15 protein-coding genes are annotated in these 16,743 nt (G+C 65.6%); 7 read left to right on the plus strand and 8 right to left on the minus strand.

Annotation, left to right across the window (positions count from 1 at the left end; genetic code table 11):
* Positions 1-77 precede the first annotated feature (77 nt).
* Positions 78-1,298 carry a 5-aminolevulinate synthase gene (gene hemA / locus LDB29_RS07275; RefSeq protein WP_025547379.1) on the plus strand — a complete coding sequence of 407 codons (1,221 nt, stop codon included), beginning with the start codon at positions 78-80 and terminating at the stop codon, positions 1,296-1,298.
* A gap of 146 nt (positions 1,299-1,444) precedes the next feature.
* On the opposite strand, the gene LDB29_RS07280 is transcribed toward hemA, so the two are convergent.
* Together LDB29_RS07280 and LDB29_RS07285 are read right to left on the minus strand one after the other, a co-directional pair.
* Entirely contained in the window at positions 1,445-2,092 is a 648-nt protein-coding gene (locus tag LDB29_RS07280) for a class I SAM-dependent methyltransferase (RefSeq protein WP_025547381.1), read from the minus strand.
* On the minus strand, positions 2,092-3,309 hold the full coding sequence (locus LDB29_RS07285) for a DUF3419 family protein (RefSeq protein WP_025547383.1): 1,218 nt from the start codon (positions 3,307-3,309) through the stop codon (positions 2,092-2,094). The genes LDB29_RS07280 and LDB29_RS07285 overlap by 1 nt, the downstream gene beginning before the upstream one ends.
* 133 nt (positions 3,310-3,442) lie before the next feature.
* Between LDB29_RS07285 and LDB29_RS07290 the strand changes: the two genes are divergently transcribed.
* The 6 genes from LDB29_RS07290 (at position 3,443) to LDB29_RS07315 (ending at position 10,462) form a co-directional block, all read left to right on the plus strand.
* The gene (locus tag LDB29_RS07290) at positions 3,443-4,435 is read left to right on the plus strand and encodes a ligase-associated DNA damage response exonuclease (RefSeq protein ID WP_099185770.1); all 993 of its coding nucleotides are present in this window, start codon (positions 3,443-3,445) and stop codon (positions 4,433-4,435) included.
* Positions 4,435-6,018, plus strand: a complete 1,584-nt coding sequence (locus tag LDB29_RS07295) for a cisplatin damage response ATP-dependent DNA ligase (protein WP_025547386.1) — start codon at positions 4,435-4,437, stop codon at positions 6,016-6,018. Before LDB29_RS07290 ends, LDB29_RS07295 begins: the two co-directional genes overlap by 1 nt.
* 112 nt (positions 6,019-6,130) lie before the next feature.
* A complete protein-coding gene (locus tag LDB29_RS07300) occupies positions 6,131-6,481 on the plus strand; it encodes a GFA family protein (protein ID WP_025547387.1) in 351 nt (116 codons plus the stop codon).
* A 142-nt stretch (positions 6,482-6,623) separates the two neighbouring features.
* The gene (locus LDB29_RS07305; protein ID WP_025547389.1) at positions 6,624-7,829 is read left to right on the plus strand and encodes a saccharopine dehydrogenase family protein; all 1,206 of its coding nucleotides are present in this window, start codon (positions 6,624-6,626) and stop codon (positions 7,827-7,829) included.
* Between the two features lie 118 nt (positions 7,830-7,947).
* Positions 7,948-9,120 (plus strand): carboxynorspermidine decarboxylase, encoded by a 1,173-nt coding sequence (locus LDB29_RS07310; RefSeq protein WP_025547391.1) that lies wholly within the window; start codon positions 7,948-7,950, stop codon positions 9,118-9,120.
* A 148-nt stretch (positions 9,121-9,268) separates the two neighbouring features.
* The gene (locus tag LDB29_RS07315) at positions 9,269-10,462 is read left to right on the plus strand and encodes a type III PLP-dependent enzyme (RefSeq protein WP_025547393.1); all 1,194 of its coding nucleotides are present in this window, start codon (positions 9,269-9,271) and stop codon (positions 10,460-10,462) included.
* Positions 10,463-10,536: 74 nt separating this feature from the next.
* On the opposite strand, the gene LDB29_RS07320 is transcribed toward LDB29_RS07315, so the two are convergent.
* From LDB29_RS07320 to LDB29_RS07345, 6 genes are read right to left on the minus strand one after another with little or no spacing between them, the layout of a single operon-like run.
* Positions 10,537-11,742, minus strand: coding sequence for a class I SAM-dependent RNA methyltransferase (locus tag LDB29_RS07320; protein ID WP_025547395.1), 1,206 nt, complete (start codon positions 11,740-11,742; stop codon positions 10,537-10,539).
* Complete coding sequence (locus LDB29_RS07325) at positions 11,739-13,133, minus strand: bifunctional ADP-dependent NAD(P)H-hydrate dehydratase/NAD(P)H-hydrate epimerase (RefSeq protein WP_025547396.1); 1,395 nt, start codon at positions 13,131-13,133, stop codon at positions 11,739-11,741. Before LDB29_RS07325 ends, LDB29_RS07320 begins: the two co-directional genes overlap by 4 nt.
* The gene (locus LDB29_RS07330) at positions 13,133-13,474 is read right to left on the minus strand and encodes a hypothetical protein (protein ID WP_257556746.1); all 342 of its coding nucleotides are present in this window, start codon (positions 13,472-13,474) and stop codon (positions 13,133-13,135) included. The genes LDB29_RS07325 and LDB29_RS07330 overlap by 1 nt, the downstream gene beginning before the upstream one ends.
* Positions 13,475-13,511: 37 nt before the next feature.
* Positions 13,512-14,228 carry an N-formylglutamate amidohydrolase gene (locus tag LDB29_RS07335; RefSeq protein ID WP_025547399.1) on the minus strand — a complete coding sequence of 239 codons (717 nt, stop codon included), beginning with the start codon at positions 14,226-14,228 and terminating at the stop codon, positions 13,512-13,514.
* Positions 14,225-15,124 carry a 4-(cytidine 5'-diphospho)-2-C-methyl-D-erythritol kinase gene (locus LDB29_RS07340; protein WP_025547400.1) on the minus strand — a complete coding sequence of 300 codons (900 nt, stop codon included), beginning with the start codon at positions 15,122-15,124 and terminating at the stop codon, positions 14,225-14,227. Before LDB29_RS07340 ends, LDB29_RS07335 begins: the two co-directional genes overlap by 4 nt.
* Positions 15,111-16,733 (minus strand): tetratricopeptide repeat protein, encoded by a 1,623-nt coding sequence (locus LDB29_RS07345; RefSeq protein WP_257556749.1) that lies wholly within the window; start codon positions 16,731-16,733, stop codon positions 15,111-15,113. Before LDB29_RS07345 ends, LDB29_RS07340 begins: the two co-directional genes overlap by 14 nt.
* Positions 16,734-16,743 lie beyond the last annotated feature (10 nt).

Below are 16,743 nucleotides of genomic sequence, written 5' to 3' on the forward strand. Positions count from 1 at the left end.
ATCACTGGTAATAGGCCAAAACAGCGGATAAATGCCCCTCTAAAGAGGGGATGCGGGAATAGGGACTGGGCGTTCAAGTGAACTACAAGCACATCTTCACGCAGGCGATCGACCGGCTCCATAGCGAGGGCCGCTATCGCGTGTTCATCGACATCCTGCGCAACAAGGGCGCCTTCCCCAACGCCCGCTGCTTCCACGGTCATAACGGGCCCAAGCCCATCACCGTCTGGTGCTCCAACGACTATCTCGCCATGGGCCAGCATCCCAAGGTCGTCGCCGCGATGGAAGAGGCACTGCACGATGTCGGCGCGGGCTCCGGCGGCACCCGCAATATCGGCGGCAACACCCATTATCATGTCGATCTGGAGGCCGAACTGGCCGATCTGCACGGCAAGGAAGGCGCGCTGCTCTTCACCTCGGGCTATGTCTCGAACGAAGCGACGCTCTCGACCCTCGCCAAGATCCTGCCCGGCTGCATCATCTTCTCCGACGAGCTGAACCATGCCTCGATGATCGCGGGCATCCGCAATTCGGGCTGCGAGAAGCGCGTCTTCCGCCACAATGACGTCGATCATCTGCGCGAACTGCTGGCCGCCGAAGACCCGGAAGCGCCCAAGCTGATCGCCTTCGAAAGCGTCTATTCGATGGACGGCGACATCGCCCCCATCGCCGCGATCTGCGACCTGGCCGACGAATATAACGCCCTCACCTATCTGGACGAGGTTCATGCAGTCGGCATGTACGGCGCGCGCGGCGGCGGCATTTCGGAACGGGACGAGGTCGCCGATCGCGTGACCATCATCGAAGGCACGCTGGGCAAGGCGTTCGGCGTGATGGGCGGCTATATCGCGGCCGACCAGATGATCGTCGACGTGATCCGCAGCTATGCGCCCGGCTTCATCTTCACCACCTCCCTCTCCCCCGTGCTGGTCGCCGGCGTGCTGGCCAGCGTCCGTCACCTCAAGCAGTCGAGCGAGGAACGCGAGGGCCAGCAGGCGTCCGCCGCGACCCTGAAGCGCCTGATGGCGGAAGCCGGCCTGCCGGTGATGCCGTCGGTGACGCACATCGTCCCCCTGATGGTGGGCGACCCGGTGAAGGCCAAGCGGATCAGCGACATATTGCTGGCGGAATATGGCGCCTATGTGCAGCCCATCAACTATCCCACCGTCCCGCGCGGCACGGAGCGCCTGCGCTTCACGCCCGGACCGGCGCATACCGAAGCAATGATGCGCGAACTGGTCGATGCTCTGGTGGAAATCTGGGACCGGCTCGAACTGGAATTCAAGAAAGCGGCCTGACCGGCAACCGCGCGAGTTCCGCTGGAGGCGCTGCCCTCATTTCCCCTCCCGCAGGCGGGGGCTGGGATGGGTCGGCGCAACATCAGCGGCAATTTCCAGCGGCCAGGCCGGAATTCGCAACCCCGATCCGGGAACCGGCCGAAAACTCACAGCCGGATCAACCCACCCCTGACCGCATAGCCCCGATACAGGCTCCGGCTATGCGCAAAGCCCCCCATGTCCGCCGCCACCCTGCCGATCGCCTGCCTGAATTCCGCCCGCGGCGACACATGAAAGCGCGCCAGCCACCCGAACAGCGCCCGCTTCCACAAGCCCGGCAGACCATCCTGCTGCCCGAAGTCGACAATCTCCAGCTTGCCGCCATGCGCGACGCAACCCGCCGCCTGCCCCAGAGCCGCTTCCCAGTCCGGGATCATGGACAGCGCATAGCTGATGAACACCCGCTCGAACCGTTCCCTCCCGAACAGCGCCTCTGCATCGAACGCACAGGCATCCCCCTGCGCCAGCACGACGCGATCCCCCAGGCCCGCCTTCGCCACGGCTTTGCGCGCCGTCCCCAGCATCGCCTCGGAAATATCGACGCCATAGAGCCGCGCCTCCGGCCAGGCCTTGCCCACGGCGATCAGATTGCGTCCCGTGCCGCAGCCGATCTCCAGCACCGCCCCACCGCGCGGCGGCGCCAGGTCGGCAATAAGCCCATCCCGCCCCAGCAGGTAGAATTTCCGCGACAGGTCGTAAATGTGCCGCTGATGCCGATAGACGCTGTCCATCAGCCCGCCATGCCCGCCCGTCATCACGCCCTCCCCAGCACATAGAGGTGGACGCCGCCATAAATGGCCGACCGGTCCCGCGCCGTATATTCCCGCGATTCCTCCGCCCGATAGTCCCAGCGCGACAACAGCGCATCGTCGACCCGCCCCGGCAGGATGCTCGGTTCGCCCGCCGTCCGGAACAGCACCCGCGCATTTTGCTTCGCCGTTCGCGTGATCTGGGCCCAGAGCGCGTTCAACTGCGCATCGTCCATCCAGTCCTGCGCGTCTAGCAAGATGTAGCGATCGACGGACCCCGCCTCCTGCGACACGAGAAAGTCGGTGAAGTTCACATGCCGGACATCCACCCGCCCGGCGCGTTCCACCACGGCCGCATGGTTCGCGGCCTGCAAATAGGGCGGCAATGGCCCCTCGCCGCCGGCATAACCCCGCCCGAAAGCCTGCACCGCGAAATAATTGTCCTTGAGGTCGAAGCCGCAGGCCAGCTTTTCCAGCCGCGCCTTCAGCACGCCGTCCATCCGCGCGTCCCCGGCCAGCGCCTCATATTGCGCGGGCGGGATGCCCAGGCCGAAGAGCGAAGCCGGCTGGCTCGTCAGCCACCGCATGAAGGCGCTGTCGAACACCGGCGCCAGCTCCCTTTCGAAGATCGCCCGCTGCTCCTCCCGCGATTTCGCATCCAGCATCCGCCGCGGATCGACGCCATGCAACCGCGCCAGCAGATGCGCCGCGCCGATGAAGCGCCCCAGCAGCCCATGCCTGTAAATCCCCCGCGCAAAGCCGCCGATCCGCCGCCGCCCGATGAAATCCCGCCCCTCCCAATAGCGCCGCGTGGCGTCGTCCAGCACCGGCGCCACGAAGGTGCGATAGGCCGCCAAATTCTCTCTGCAATCCGCCCTGGCGAAGAAGCGATGGAAGGCCCGATGGTCCGGCAATGCCTGCGCCGCCGCCAGCTTCAGCCGGTTGAGCGCGACATGCGCGGTGTTGAGGTCGACCGCTGTGATCTTCGCCGGATCGGCCGTCAGATAGCTCAGCACATTGCACCCGCCCGAAGCGATGGTGACGACATGGCTGTCCGGCCCGATCGCCAGCGCTTCCATGTCGACCTCCGGATCTTCCCAGATCTGCGCATAGACAAGGCCCCGGAACGCAAAGGTGAAGGCCCGCTCCAGCAGGCCCTGTTTCGACAGATGCCGATGCCGGTGCACCGCGCGGGTAACATTCTGGTGAGCCGTAGATGCCATGTGCCGCGCCTCCTCGCTGCCGGTCGTCCGGCGGCGCATAGGGCAACGGCATGTCGTGCCCATGACGATCGGGTTACGGCAATATGAAGGCCCTTGCGGAACCAAGCGGCGCATTCCACCTTCTTCCACAGCAATGCCTCACTGGATCGAACCCCACCCCACCGGCATCTATGTCCGCCCGGCCGATGCCTGGATCGATCCCTCCGTCCCGCAGGAACGCGCGCTCGTCACCCATGGCCATGCCGATCATGCGCGCGGCGGCCACGGCCATGTCTGGGCGACGGAGGAAACGCTGGCGATCATGGCCCTGCGCTACGGCACCGCGTCGGGCACGGCGGTGCCCTATGGCGAAGAAATCCGCATGAACGGCGTCACGATCAGCTATGTGCCCGCCGGCCATGTCCTCGGTTCCGCCCAGATCCTGCTGTCCCACGCTGGCGAGCGGGTAGTCGTCACCGGCGACTACAAGCGCCGCCCCGATCCCACCTGCAAAGCCTTCGAACCCGTCCCCTGCGACATCTTCGTCACCGAAGCCACATTCGGCCTGCCGGTCTTCCGCCATCCCGACACGGGCAGCGAGGTCGACCGCCTGCTCGCCGCCCTGCACGCCCATCCCGACCGCTGCGTCCTGGTCGGCGCCTACGCCCTGGGCAAGGCGCAGCGCCTGATCTGCGAACTGCGCGCCCGGGGCCATCACGACCCCATCCACATCCATGGCGCGCTGGAGAGGATGTGTGCGCTCTATGAACAATTCGGCATCGCCCTGGGCGAACTGCGCCCGGCGACCGGCCTCCCCGCCGGGGACATGCGCGGCCGCATCGTCGTCTCGCCCCCATCCGCCCTCAACGACCGCTGGAGCCGCCGCCTGCCCGACCCGATCACCGCCATGGCGTCGGGCTGGATGCGCGTCCGCCAGCGCGCCCGCCAGCGCAATGTCGAACTTCCGCTCATCATCTCCGACCATGCCGACTGGGACGAGCTGACCGACACCATCCGCGAGGTGGCCCCATCGGAAACCTGGATCACCCACGGGCGGGAGGAAGCCCTGCTCCACTGGTGCATGACCCACCAGATGCGCGCCCGCGCCCTTGCCCTGGTGGGCCGCGAAGACGAGGATGAAGGCTGATGCGCGCCTTCTCCCGGCTTCTCGACGGCCTCGTCTACACCCGCTCCCGCAACGGCAAGCTGGACCTTATCGCCAGCTACATGCGCAGCGCCCCCGACCCGGACCGGGGCTGGGCGCTCGCCGCCCTCACCGGCAATCTCGACCTGAAAGCGGTCAAGGCTTCCACCATAGCGGAAATGACCCGCGCCCGCGTCGATCCGGTCCTTTTCGAAATGAGCCGGGACTATGTGGGCGACCTCGCCGAAACCGTGGCCCTCCTCTGGCCCAAGGCGGAGGACCAGCCGCCGGAGGTGGACGACGGCTCCCTCACCCTATCCGCCATAGTCGACCGCCTCCACGCCACCAGCCGCGCCGCCGCCCCGACGACCCTGGCCCGGATGATGGACCATCTCGACGCCTCCGGCCGCTTCGCCCTGCTGAAGCTCGCGACCGGCGGCCTGCGCGTCGGCATCTCCGCCCGGCTCGCCAAGACCGGCTTCGCCCAGGCCTTCGGGCTCGACGTCGACGATGTCGAGGAATGCTGGCACGCTCTGGCCCCACCCTATGCCGACCTGTTCGCCTGGGCGGAGGGCAGGTCGGACCGCCCGGATCCCGCCGGCACGCCCTTCTTCCGCCCCTTCATGCTCGCCCATCCGCTGGAGGCCGAAAGCGTCGACCTTTCCGACTATGCCGCCGAATGGAAATGGGACGGCATCCGCATCCAGATCGTCGGCACGGGCGCGCAGACCCGCCTCTACAGCCGCGCCGGAGACGACATCACCGGCAGCTTCCCTGACATAGCCGAAGCCTTCCGCCATCATGCGGTGCTGGACGGGGAACTGCTCGTGAAAGGGGAGTTTCAGGGCGGAGAGGCTGCCAGCTTCAACGCCCTCCAGCAACGCCTCGGCCGCAAGGCGGTGACGGCGAAGATGATGGACGATTATCCCGCCTTCGTCCGCCTCTACGACATATTGCTCGACGCGGAGGAGGACCTTCGGCCGCTCCCCTGGGAACAGCGCCGCCTCCGCCTCGAAGCCACCGTGCCCCAGCTGGACCCGCACCGCTTCGACATCTCGGCCCTCATCGAAGCACCCGATTTCGACAGCCTGGCGGAAATACGCGCCGGCGCCCGCGACGCCGCGATCGAGGGCGTGATGCTCAAGCGCCGCGACAGCCCCTATGTCGCGGGGCGCAAGGCCGCGCTCTGGTATAAATGGAAACGCGATCCGCTGACCGCCGACTGCGTTATGATGTACGCGCAGCGGGGCCATGGCAAACGCTCCTCCTTCTATTCCGACTATACCTTCGGCTGCTGGACGGCGGATGGCGAACTGCTGCCCGTCGGCAAAGCCTATAGCGGCTTCACCGACGAGGAGCTGAAATGGCTCGACCGCTTCGTGCGGACCAACACGGTCAACCGCTTCGGCCCGGTGCGGGAGGTGGAAAAGTCGCTGGTGCTGGAGGTCGCCTTCGACAGCATCCACGAAAGCAAGCGGCATAAATCGGGGCTGGCCATGCGCTTCCCCCGGATCGCGCGCATCCGGAAGGACAAGCCTGCGCATGAGGCGGATACGGTGGAGGGACTAAGACGGTTGGTGAACTGACGCGCGCCGCGCCTGAACCTGAAGGGGACGGGCCTATGGCCGAAAATCACCCGATTCCCCCAATTCCCTTCCAGTCCCAATGCCTCTAGGCTCTCCAAAAAAGGAGATTCCAATGCCCTACACCGGAAGCTGCCATTGCGGCGCCGTCACCTTCACCGTAGCCGCCGATGCGCCCGGCGAGGCGATGACCTGCAACTGCTCCCACTGCCGCCGCAAGGGCTTCATGCTGACCTTCGTCCCCGCGGACCAGTTCACCCTCGACAGCGGTGCGGACAAGCTGAGCGACTATCAATTCTACAGGCACAGGATCACGCACCAGTTCTGCACCGACTGCGGCACGCAGGCCTTCGCGCAGGGCCAGGGCCCCGATGGCTCGGCCATGCAGGCCATCAACCTGCGCTGCGTGCCCTCCGTCGATCTCGACGCGCTCAGGATCAGCAAGGTGGATGGGGCGAGTTTCTAGGACCGGTCGATATTCAGCCCATGGCGTGCGGGAAGGGGGCTGACCGGGCTCCCTCTCGACAGACTGACTTTGCGCTGTAACGCCAACTCCCTATATGGGCGCTTTCGCGCGGATCGCGCGGCACAGCTATGGAGCAGTTGAATTGAGCAAGGTTCTGGTCATTGGTGCGGGTGGCGTCGGGTCTGTCGCGGTTCACAAAATGGCGATGAACTCTGACATTTTCAGCCATATCACACTCGCCAGCCGCCGCATCGTCTCCTGCGAGAAGGTGGCCGAATCGGTGAAGGCCCGTACCGGCGTCACCATCGACGTGGCGCAGGTCGACGCCGACAATGTCGCCGAAACCGTCGCCCTCATCGAAAGGGTGCAGCCGAAACTGGTCGTGAACCTTGCCCTGCCCTATCAGGACCTGGCGATCATGGACGCCTGCCTCGCGACCAAAACCGACTATCTCGACACCGCCAATTACGAACCGCGCGACACGGCGAAGTTCGAATATAGCTGGCAATGGGCCTATCAGGAGCGCTTCAAGGAAGCCGGCATCATGGCGCTGCTGGGTTCGGGCTTCGACCCCGGTGTCACCAGCGTCTTCGCCAGCTACATCAGGAAGCATCTGCTCGACCGGATCGACACGCTCGACATACTCGACTGCAATGGCGGCGACCATGGCCAGCATTTCGCCACCAACTTCAACCCGGAAATCAACATCCGCGAAGTCACCGCGCCCTCGCGCCACTGGGAAGGCGGCAAGTGGGTGGAGGGCCCGGCGCTGAAACACAAGCAGGTCTTCGACTTCGACCAGGTGGGGCAGAAGAACATGTACCTCATGTATCATGAGGAACTGGAATCGCTCGCCAAATTCTACCCTGAAATCAAGCGCATCCGTTTCTGGATGACCTTTGGCGACGCTTATCTCAAGCATCTGGAAGTGCTCCAGAATGTCGGCATGACCCGCATCGATCCGGTGATGTACAATGGGCAGGAAATCATCCCGCTCCAGTTCCTGAAGGCCGTGCTGCCCGAACCGTCCAGCCTGGGTTCGACCACCAGGGGCAAGACCAATATCGGCGACATCGCCACCGGCCTCAAGGATGGAAGCCAGAAGACGGTCTATGTCTATAATGTCTGCGACCATGAGGACGCCTATGCCGAAACCGGCAACCAGGCGGTCAGCTACACCACCGGCGTCCCCGCGATGATCGGCGCGGCGCTGATGCTGACCGGCGCATGGCGGGGTGAAGGCGTGTTCAACATCGAACAGTTCGATCCCGATCCCTTCATGGACATGCTGAACCGGCACGGCCTGCCCTGGCAGGTGAAGGAACTGCCCGCGCCGCTGGATTTCTAAACTGGATTTTTAAAAAAGCTTCGTTCCTGACGCCGTTCGGGCTGAGCCTGTCGAAGCCCCTTACTTTTCTTCAAAGTAAGCCGCACCTCAACAGGCTCAGGGCGGCGTGGATGAACCGATGGAAACCAAAGCCGGCGATCCCGCCGCCTTCGCCCATTTCGACCTGCGCCGCGTCCCTTCGCCCGCCTTCGTGGTGGACGAGGCCGCGGTGCGCCGCAACCTGTCGGTCCTGCGCGACATCCGCGACCGCGCGGGAATCAGGGTGCTGGGCGCGCTCAAGGCCTTCTCCATGTGGTCGCTTGGGGGCGTGATCGGCGAATATCTCGACGGCGTCTGCGCCTCCGGCATATATGAAGCGCGCCTCGGCCGGGAAGAATATCGCGGCGAAGTCGCCACCTATTGCGCCGCCTACAAGCCTGAAGATCTGGCCGAAATCCTTAGGATTTCAGACCATGTCATCTTCAACAGCCCCGGCCAGATCGCGCGCCTGCGCCCGGTCATCGACGATGCCCGGATGAACGGTGTGAACTTCGACATCGGCCTGCGCCTCAATCCCCTCCATGCGGAGGGGGAGGTGCCCAAATATGACCCGTCCCAACCGCACAGCCGCCTCGGCTTTCCCATCGACCAGCTGCGCCCCGAACATCTGGAGGGCGTCGACGGCCTCCACATCCACAATCTGTGCGAACAGGATTTCCTGCCGCTTCAGCGTACCTGGGCCGCCATCGAATCCCGCGTCATGCCCCATGTCGGCCGCCTCAAATGGCTGAACTTCGGCGGCGGACATCATGTCACGCGCGCGGATTACCAGATCGACGACCTGATCGCCTTCCTCCGGGCGATAAAGGCGCAAACAGCCCTCGAACTTTATATCGAGCCGGGCGAGGCAATGGCGCTGGACGCGGGCATATTGGTCGGCGAAATCCTCGACGTGATCGACAACGGCATGCCCGTGGCGATCACCGACATCTCCGCCACCTGCCACATGCCCGACGTGATCGAGGCGCCCTACCGCCCGGCCATGCTGCATGAGGAAGCGGACGGCCCCGTCACCCGACTCGGCGGTCCATCCTGCCTCGCCGGGGACATCATAGGGGACTATCGAGTCCCCGGCGGCGCGACTCCGGGGCGGCGGATCGCCTTCCTCGATCAGGCCCATTATTCGATGGTAAAGACCAACACATTCAACGGCGTGCCGCTGCCGGCCATCTGGCTGTGGAACTCGGAAACCGACGAACTCAAGCAAATCCGGGAGTTTTCCTACGAGGATTTCAAGTCCCGTCTCTCCTGACGCACATTTCATAGCCGGCCGCGCAACAAAATTTACGCATGCGCTTTACAGGGGGACCCCTGCCGCATATATCGCCCTTCCGCTGCCCCATGGGACTTCCACCGCAAGGCAGCTTCTTTGCCAACGACTACCCTGGAGGTCCCTTGAGTTGCACAAGCATCATAGCGCGCTGGGGGTAGCGACCGCCCTCAAACCGGCAGCACCGGTAACGCTGATCCGTCCCCAGGCTGCGGCCCGGGCCGCCCGATTCTTCTCTGAGAAGTTTCCGGGGCGCTCGCTCTATGCAGTCAAGGCGAATCCGTCTCCCGATCTGATCCGCACCCTCTTCGCTTCCGGCATCACGCATTTCGACGTGGCGTCCATCGCGGAGGTGCGCCTGGTGGCGGAGACGCTGCAGGGCGAGGGCAAGCTTTGCTTCATGCACCCGGTCAAGGCCGAGGAAGCGATTGCAGAGGCCTATCACGTCCATGGCGTGCGCACCTTCTCGCTCGACACGCTGGACGAGCTTGCGAAGATCATGCGCGCCACGAATGATGCGACCGATCTTGAGCTGTGCGTGCGCCTGCGCGTTTCCTCCGAACATTCGGAACTCAGCCTTGCGTCCAAATTCGGCGCCGAACTGGGCGAGACCCGCGAACTGCTGATGGCGACCCGCCAGGCGGCCGATGCTCTGGGCATCTGCTTCCATGTCGGCAGCCAGGCGATGAGCCCGCAGGCCTATAGCGACGCCATCGAACGCGTGCGCGCGGCCATTGTCGATGCGGCGGTCACGGTCGACATCATCGATGTCGGCGGCGGCTTCCCGTCCATCTATCCCGGCATGGAGCCGGTCGCGCTCGAAAATTATTTCGACGCGATCCATCGCGGTTTCGAGAGCCTGCCGATCAGCTATTCGGCCGAACTATGGTGCGAGCCCGGCCGCGCCCTTTCCGCCGAATACAGTTCGGTCGTCGTGCGCGTCGAACGCCGTCGCGGCACGGAACTCTATATCAACGACGGCGCCTATGGCGCGCTGTTCGACGCGGCGCATATCGGCTGGCGCTTCCCTGTGGCCCTGCTGCGCGAGGAAGAGAGCGAGGCGGAACTGACCGGCTTCTCCTTCTATGGCCCCACCTGCGACGACATGGACCATATGGTCGGCCCCTTCATGCTGCCGGACGACGTGCAGGCGGGCGACTATATCGAAATCGGGATGCTCGGCGCCTATGGCGCTGCGATGCGCACCGGCTTCAACGGCTTCACATCCGAAGCCGTGGTGGAGGTGGAGGATGAGCCGATGGCGAGCCTCTATGTCGATGCGATTCCGGCCCGCCGTCGCGCAACTGTCATCAAGCTGGGGTAGAGGCTTGGGCCTCCCCCTTGAGGAGAGGATGCAAGGCCCCTCGCCGCACTCCCCCGCGGCGAGGGGCTAATCTCTCAGCGCCGGAAGATGCCGACCAGTTCCACATGGGTGGACCAGCGGAACTGCCCCACCGGCCGAACCCGCTCCAGCCGATAGCCGCCGGCGATCAGATGCGCGGCATCCCGCGCGAAACTGGCAGGGTTGCACGAAATATAGGCGATCACCGGCACCCGCGATGCGGCGAGCTGCATCACCTGCTCGCGCGCCCCTGCGCGCGGCGGATCGATGACAATCCCCGCGAACCGGTCAATCTCCGCAGGCGTCAGCGGTCGCCTGAACAGATCGCGATGATCCGCCACCATGCGCCGCCGCGCCTTATTCGCCGCCGATTTGAGCGAGAGGACAAGATCACGCGCCGCCTCCGCCGCATAGACGGGCCGCCCATCCCCCAAAGCCAGGGCGAATGTGCCAAGCCCGCAAAAGAGATCCGCAACGGCGCCCTCCGCCGGCATGGCGGCCTGCGCTTCCCGCACCAGCGCGGCTTCGCCATCGGGTGTCGCCTGAAGAAAAGCGAAGGGCGGAAAAGCAACCGGCACGCCGCCGAAGCTGACCGTGACCGGCTCCGGTTCCCACCGCGTCTGCGGACCGTCCCCTTCATCGATGGTCAGGCGAGCCAGCCCATGGTCCCGCGCAAAAGTTAGAAGCGCCTCGTCTGCGGCAAGCCCCTCGATCCGCACGCCCTCCAGCAAAAGGTCGACGCCCTGATCGGTCAGCGACATGCGGACATGCGCAGCGCGCTTCTCGGGCAGGATGACCGCGCACAGGCTCCTCAGCGGCGCCACCAGCGCGAACAGCCGGGGATCGAGGATCTCGCACATCGCGAGGTCGACCAGCATATGGCTGCCCGATTCGGCAAAGCCGATGACGACCTTCCGCCCCTGTCTGCTTGCGCGCAGCGATGCACGGCGACGGACCTTCGGCGGCGAGATATGCGGCGGCAGGAGCATGCCGGGTTCCACGCCCTGCCCTGCCAGGGCTCCTGCAACGCGCGCCGTCACGAACTCCGCGTAGCTCGCATCGTCGATATGCTGCAACTCGCATCCGCCGCAGGTCGGAAAGTGAACGCATGGCGCGTTGACATGATGCGGCCCCCGCAATATGCCGCCGTCCGCCGCGATCCTGTCACCAGGCGCGGTCAACGGAACATGGCGGCCAAGGGCGGTCACGCCATCGCCCTTCGCGGCGATGCGGACGATGATGTCGGTATCAGGGTCGGTCACAGGCGGGAGGCGATAGCCGCTGGCAGCTCCGCAAGCAAATCGTCCGCGATGAACGCCGCGCCCGCCCGCCTCGCCGCCTCTCCATGCAGCCACAGCGCTTCACATGCCGCCTGGAATCCGTCCCCCGTGACAGCGAGCCGAGCAGCGACCAGCCCCGCCAGAACATCGCCCGTCCCCGCCGTCGACAGCCAGGATGAACCCGGCGGCGAAAGGACAGCGCGCCCATCCGGCGAGGCGACAATGCTGTCGCTTCCCTTGTAGATCAGCGTCGCGCGCGTCCGCTTCGCCGCCTCCAGCGCCCGCTCCACCTTGCTGCCCGGCAGATTTCCGAACAGGCGGACAAATTCGCCTTCATGGGGCGTCAGGACCGAGCCCTGCGGAATGGCGTCCACCCCCTCTTCCCCCAGCAAGACCAGCGCGTCGGCGTCCAGAACGAGCGGATGCCCGGCGGCAAGTACGGCTTTCAACCGATCCGAAGCCTCGCTCCCACGTCCCAGGCCCGGCCCTACCAATATGGCCCTGAACCGATCGTCGTTCAGAGAACGCGCTACATCCCCCGCCTTATCGGCCTGCTGCGTGACGATGGCGCCCGGCCCCAAATGCACCAAACCCTGCACCAGATGCCGAACCATGCCCGATCCCGCACGTGCCGCGGCCTGGCTGGCGAGCAGTCCGGCGCCCGCCATTTCGCCGCCAACCACGGCGACCAACCCCCGGCTATATTTATGCGCGTCGGGCGCCGGCGGATGCAATTGCGGCGGCGCCAGCCGGTGAATCTTCGCGCCGGACGCAACAATGCCGATGTCGGCGCAAACCAGCCGCCGCCAGCATCCTGCGGCCGGTTGCAACATATGCGCCGGCTTTAGCGCACCCAGGGCAACACAGACGCCCATGACAGGCACATCGGAAAGCAGTTCGCCCCTATCCGTCTGCACGCCGCTAGGCAGGTCCACGGCATAGCTGAAGCTCGCCTGTTCGGTAAGGGCGCGCAGCTTCGCCGCGATCGCCCAGTCCAGCCCACGAGAGAGGCCGGTCCCGAACAGCGCGTCCACGATCTGCGTCGCCGGCGCCGCGTCCAGGAAAGCTTCGACGGGGCCACCCCATGCCTCCCGCGCCTTCATGCTGGAATCCGTTCGGCTTTCGCCAAGGGCGGCGACGCGCACCGGCACGCTTCGCGCCCGAAGGAGCCGCGCGATCACGAAGCCGTCGCCGCCATTATTGCCGGGACCGCAGAGGACCAGCAAGTCACGCTTTCCACCTGCCCGCCAGATGATCTCCGCAGCGGCGGCCCCCGCGCGCTCCATCAGCATATATTCGGGGATGCCGGCTGCGATCACGGCCTGCTCCGCCCGCCGCATCTCGGCCGCCGTCAGGATCGCATGCATCCGCATCATTTCTTCCCTTCGGAGAAGCGGGCGGGAAGGCGATAGCGGTCCTGCCCGACGCTCAACGCGATTGCCCCCTTGCCGGCGACCTGAATACCGGCCTGTTCTGCCCCGTCCGCCACCGCGATTCCGCGTCCGTCATGGACTATCCGGAAGCGCCGGAAGCCGCCGTCCGCATGGCGCACCGTCAGCATCTTCCCATCCCGCTCGACCGCACAATCCTCGCTCCACTCCGCGCCCGGTCCGATTGCGCAGAAAATCTTTTCCCGCCCTTTCCCCGCAAGTTCGCCGGACTCCGGGCGAGGGCTGCATCCCGCCAGCGCAAGACACAGAAGCGCATCATGCATCAACGAGCGGGATTTCATCATTCCTGCCCGCTGCCCGTCATGCGAGCCGGCTGCGGCATTCGAGAACCACCGGAGCCAATATTGCGGCAAATCGCCTTTGCCCTTCCTCATCGCTGACCAGATCCTGCCGCATCTCTATGCCCAGATAGGGAATGCCGTTCCTCTCCGCATGACGGTTCATCGTGGCGTTCAGCACCTTGCCCGAATAGGGCAGTTGGTCACCCACTTTGAGCCCCGCCGCCTCCAACATGGGAATGGCGATCCGGGCGGCCCTGTCATCCTGGTTGTAGAGCACGCCGATGTCCCAGGGCCGCTTCTGATCGGGATCGCTGGCGAGGCGCGGCGTGAAGCTGTGGACGGACAGGATGAACGGCGAAGCCATGCCGTCCAGCAGCCGCGCGACATGATGATGATAGTGGTGGTGGAACCGCATCATCCGGTCGGCGAGGTCGGCATGGCGGTTTCCCGCAATGGCATGGCCATCGCTCATGACGGGCAGCAGGCCGGGTGCATCCTCTTCCCGGTTGAGGTCGATGACGAGGCGCGAAACGCCGCCGAGCACCGCCGTGCAGCCCAGTTGCCGCGCCAGCAGCGCGCTGACCTCCGCCACGCCGATGTCTATGGCGATATGATCGCTCAGCAAGGCGGCATCGATCCCCAGGTCGATGTCCGCCGGAACATGCGCCGAGGCATGATCGGCAATGATCAGGATGTTGAGGTCGCCTCCATCGATCTGTGTGAAAGCCTCGCTCATGCCGCCCTGATCCTCGTTTCCGCGACCCACCATCCGTTCCAACCAGCGCGCAAGACTGCCGCAGCCTCCGCCATCTGCCGATCCCTATCGAAGAGGGCGAAGCAGGTCGCGCCCGACCCGGACATGCGGACAAGGCGCGCTCCGGCGCAGGCTCCCAGCGCCGCCAGTACATCCGCGACGACCGGCGCTGCCGCCATGGCGGCCTGCTCCAGGTCGTTGCGCCCCTCGATGATCAACTGTTCCAGCCCCTCTGCCGCAAGCGGACCCCGGTCCAGCCGATCCCAAAGTCCGAAGACTTCCGCGGTCGACAGGGCGACGCCGGGATTGACGAGCAGGATCGGCATGGCGGTCAGGCCTTCGACAGCCTGGGGCTGCAATATCTCGCCGCGTCCACGCACCATTTGCGGGATGCTGCCGATGCAGGCGGGAACGTCCGATCCCAATGAAAGGGCGATGCGCTCCAGAGCCTGCGGAGCCATCGGCGCATTCCAGAGCCTGGTCAGCAAACGCAGCGCAGCCGCGGCATCGGCGGAACCGCCGCCAATGCCCGAGGCGACAGGCAATATCTTGGTCAGCCTCAGATCGGCGCCGGGACTTCCCCCCAGATGGGCCTGCAACGCGCGGGCGGCCTTTACCACCAGATTGTCCGGGCCGCCATCCAGCAAGGGACCGAACGGGCCATCCATCTCCAGCCTGATTTCTCCGTCCGCGCGGATGCGGCCCGTCAGCCTGTCGCCCAACTCGGTGAAGACGAACAGGCTCTCCAGCGCATGATAGCCGTCTGCCCGCTTGCCCCGGACATGGAGCGCCAGATTGATCTTGGCAAAGGCGGTTTCGACCAGTTCGCCCGCGTCCACGGGGCGGGCGGCGACATCCTCCGCTTCAACGTGCGGCATATTCCGGCTTCATCCCCTCTCTGGTCTTGGCGGCCAGTCGCTGCGCCGTCTCTCCCTCAGCAAAGACGGCCGCGGCGCGCCAGGCATAGCGCGCCTCATACCGTCGTCCGGCTGCCCAGAGCGCATCGCCCAGATGTTCGTTGATGGTCGCGTCTGAGGGCGCGCCCGCTGCTGCCCGCTCCAATATCGGCACGGCGGCATCGATGTCGCCGGTCACGAACTGCGCCCAGCCCAGGGAGTCGGTGATCGATGCATCCTGCGGCTTCAGCGCGCTCGCCTTCTTCAGCAACTCCAGCGCCGCATCCATGTTCTGCCGCCGCTCGATCTGCGCATAGCCCAGATAATTGAGTATGGCCGGTTCGTTCGGCGCCAGCTTGGCCGCCCGCTCCAGCACGGCCCGCGCTTGGTCCCATTGCGCGCCCTGTTCCAACGCGCTGCCTTCGAACAGCAGCAGCGCCCAGGGAACGGCATCGTCCGAATAGCCTGCCTGCGCCGCGCGGAAGGCCGATGCGGCCGCCCGGTAATCCTTTTCCTGCATCAGCAACTGACCCAGCCGGACATGGCGTTCCGGCTCCGCATTGGGGACGGCTGCGAGCGCATGGGCAAGGGTGATCGCCTCCGGCCGCTGGCCCGCCGCCGCCAATGCCTCGACCAGTTCGGCCTGCCCCAGCGCGCCGTACCAGCCGGCGCCGGGGACCTTGCGGGCTTCCTCGACCGCATAGGCCGCATAGCCGCCCCGGCTCAGCAAATCGGCGGCGACGATGCGGGGCGCGGCCCCGGCAAGATCGGCAAAGGCGGCGATGCGCGCAAGCCTGATCCCCAGCGACCCCGTGCTGCCGTCCGAGGATATGTCGGCGGCCAGCCGGGTAAGCAGCCGGGCGAACCCCTGCCCCGCCGTCAGGGCCTTGCCATGGAACGAAAGCGCCTTGCCCCTGGCAATATCCTCGCGGGCCTGCGCGAAATTGGCGTGGGTTTCGGGCAGAAGCGCCAGCGCATCCGCCCTGGCGCCCCGCGCCGCCAATTGTCCGGCGAAGAGCAGCCGCAGTTCGTCTGCCTCTGCGGTCCGCAATGCAAGCGCCTGGTTGATCGATGGCCGGGCAGTCTGAAGGTCGCCGTTACGCAGCGCCTGCAGCGCCAGATGTTCGTCCAGATAACGTTTCGCGAGGGAGGCGAAACGATCCGTGGGATCGATGACAGGCGCCGCATAGCGCCCCTCCCCCACCGAAATCCAGCTGCGCATGATCGGCGCCAGAAAGGCGAAATTGCCTTCCGCCACCATGCGGTCGACGATCAGCCTTGCACCTGCCCAATCCTTCCGGTTCAGCGCGTCCGCGATCTGGAGCAGGGTGCCGTCGCGCGGCAGGATGCCGTCGCTTTCCAGCACGGCGGCGGAGCGCAGCGCCAGCGCCATATCGCCGCTGATCACCGCCTGGAAATAGGATCGGCGTGCAACCTCCAGACTGGCGGGATCGCCCGCCAGCGCTTGCCGGTAGCTGGTCAGCGCAAGGCCGGGAGCGCCGTCGTCATCGGCCAGGCGCCCCCGCATATAGGCATGCAATGCGCTGCCGGGGTCCACCGATGCGCCCGCCGCGGCGGGCAGCACCAGCATGATTGCAGCA

The organism is Sphingobium sp. CFD-2 (genome assembly GCF_024611135.1).
GTDB classification, from domain to species: domain Bacteria; phylum Pseudomonadota; class Alphaproteobacteria; order Sphingomonadales; family Sphingomonadaceae; genus Sphingobium; species Sphingobium fuliginis.

What these genes read in the sequence shown, in the direction of transcription:
- LDB29_RS07310 (WP_025547391.1), top strand. Translation starts at nt 7,948, where the DNA reads ATGGAAACCAAAGCCGGCGATCCCGCCGCCTTCGCCCATTTCGACCTG.
- LDB29_RS07345 (WP_257556749.1), bottom strand. Translation starts at nt 16,733, where the DNA reads ATGCTGGTGCTGCCCGCCGCGGCGGGCGCATCGGTGGACCCCGGCAGC.
- LDB29_RS07325 (WP_025547396.1), bottom strand. Translation starts at nt 13,133, where the DNA reads ATGCGGATGCATGCGATCCTGACGGCGGCCGAGATGCGGCGGGCGGAG.
- LDB29_RS07280 (WP_025547381.1), bottom strand. Translation starts at nt 2,092, where the DNA reads ATGACGGGCGGGCATGGCGGGCTGATGGACAGCGTCTATCGGCATCAG.
- LDB29_RS07300 (WP_025547387.1), top strand. Translation starts at nt 6,131, where the DNA reads ATGCCCTACACCGGAAGCTGCCATTGCGGCGCCGTCACCTTCACCGTA.
- LDB29_RS07285 (WP_025547383.1), bottom strand. Translation starts at nt 3,309, where the DNA reads ATGGCATCTACGGCTCACCAGAATGTTACCCGCGCGGTGCACCGGCAT.
- LDB29_RS07335 (WP_025547399.1), bottom strand. Translation starts at nt 14,228, where the DNA reads ATGAGCGAGGCTTTCACACAGATCGATGGAGGCGACCTCAACATCCTG.
- LDB29_RS07330 (WP_257556746.1), bottom strand. Translation starts at nt 13,474, where the DNA reads ATGCATGATGCGCTTCTGTGTCTTGCGCTGGCGGGATGCAGCCCTCGC.
- LDB29_RS07295 (WP_025547386.1), top strand. Translation starts at nt 4,435, where the DNA reads ATGCGCGCCTTCTCCCGGCTTCTCGACGGCCTCGTCTACACCCGCTCC.
- LDB29_RS07340 (WP_025547400.1), bottom strand. Translation starts at nt 15,124, where the DNA reads ATGCCGCACGTTGAAGCGGAGGATGTCGCCGCCCGCCCCGTGGACGCG.
- LDB29_RS07290 (WP_099185770.1), top strand. Translation starts at nt 3,443, where the DNA reads ATGCCTCACTGGATCGAACCCCACCCCACCGGCATCTATGTCCGCCCG.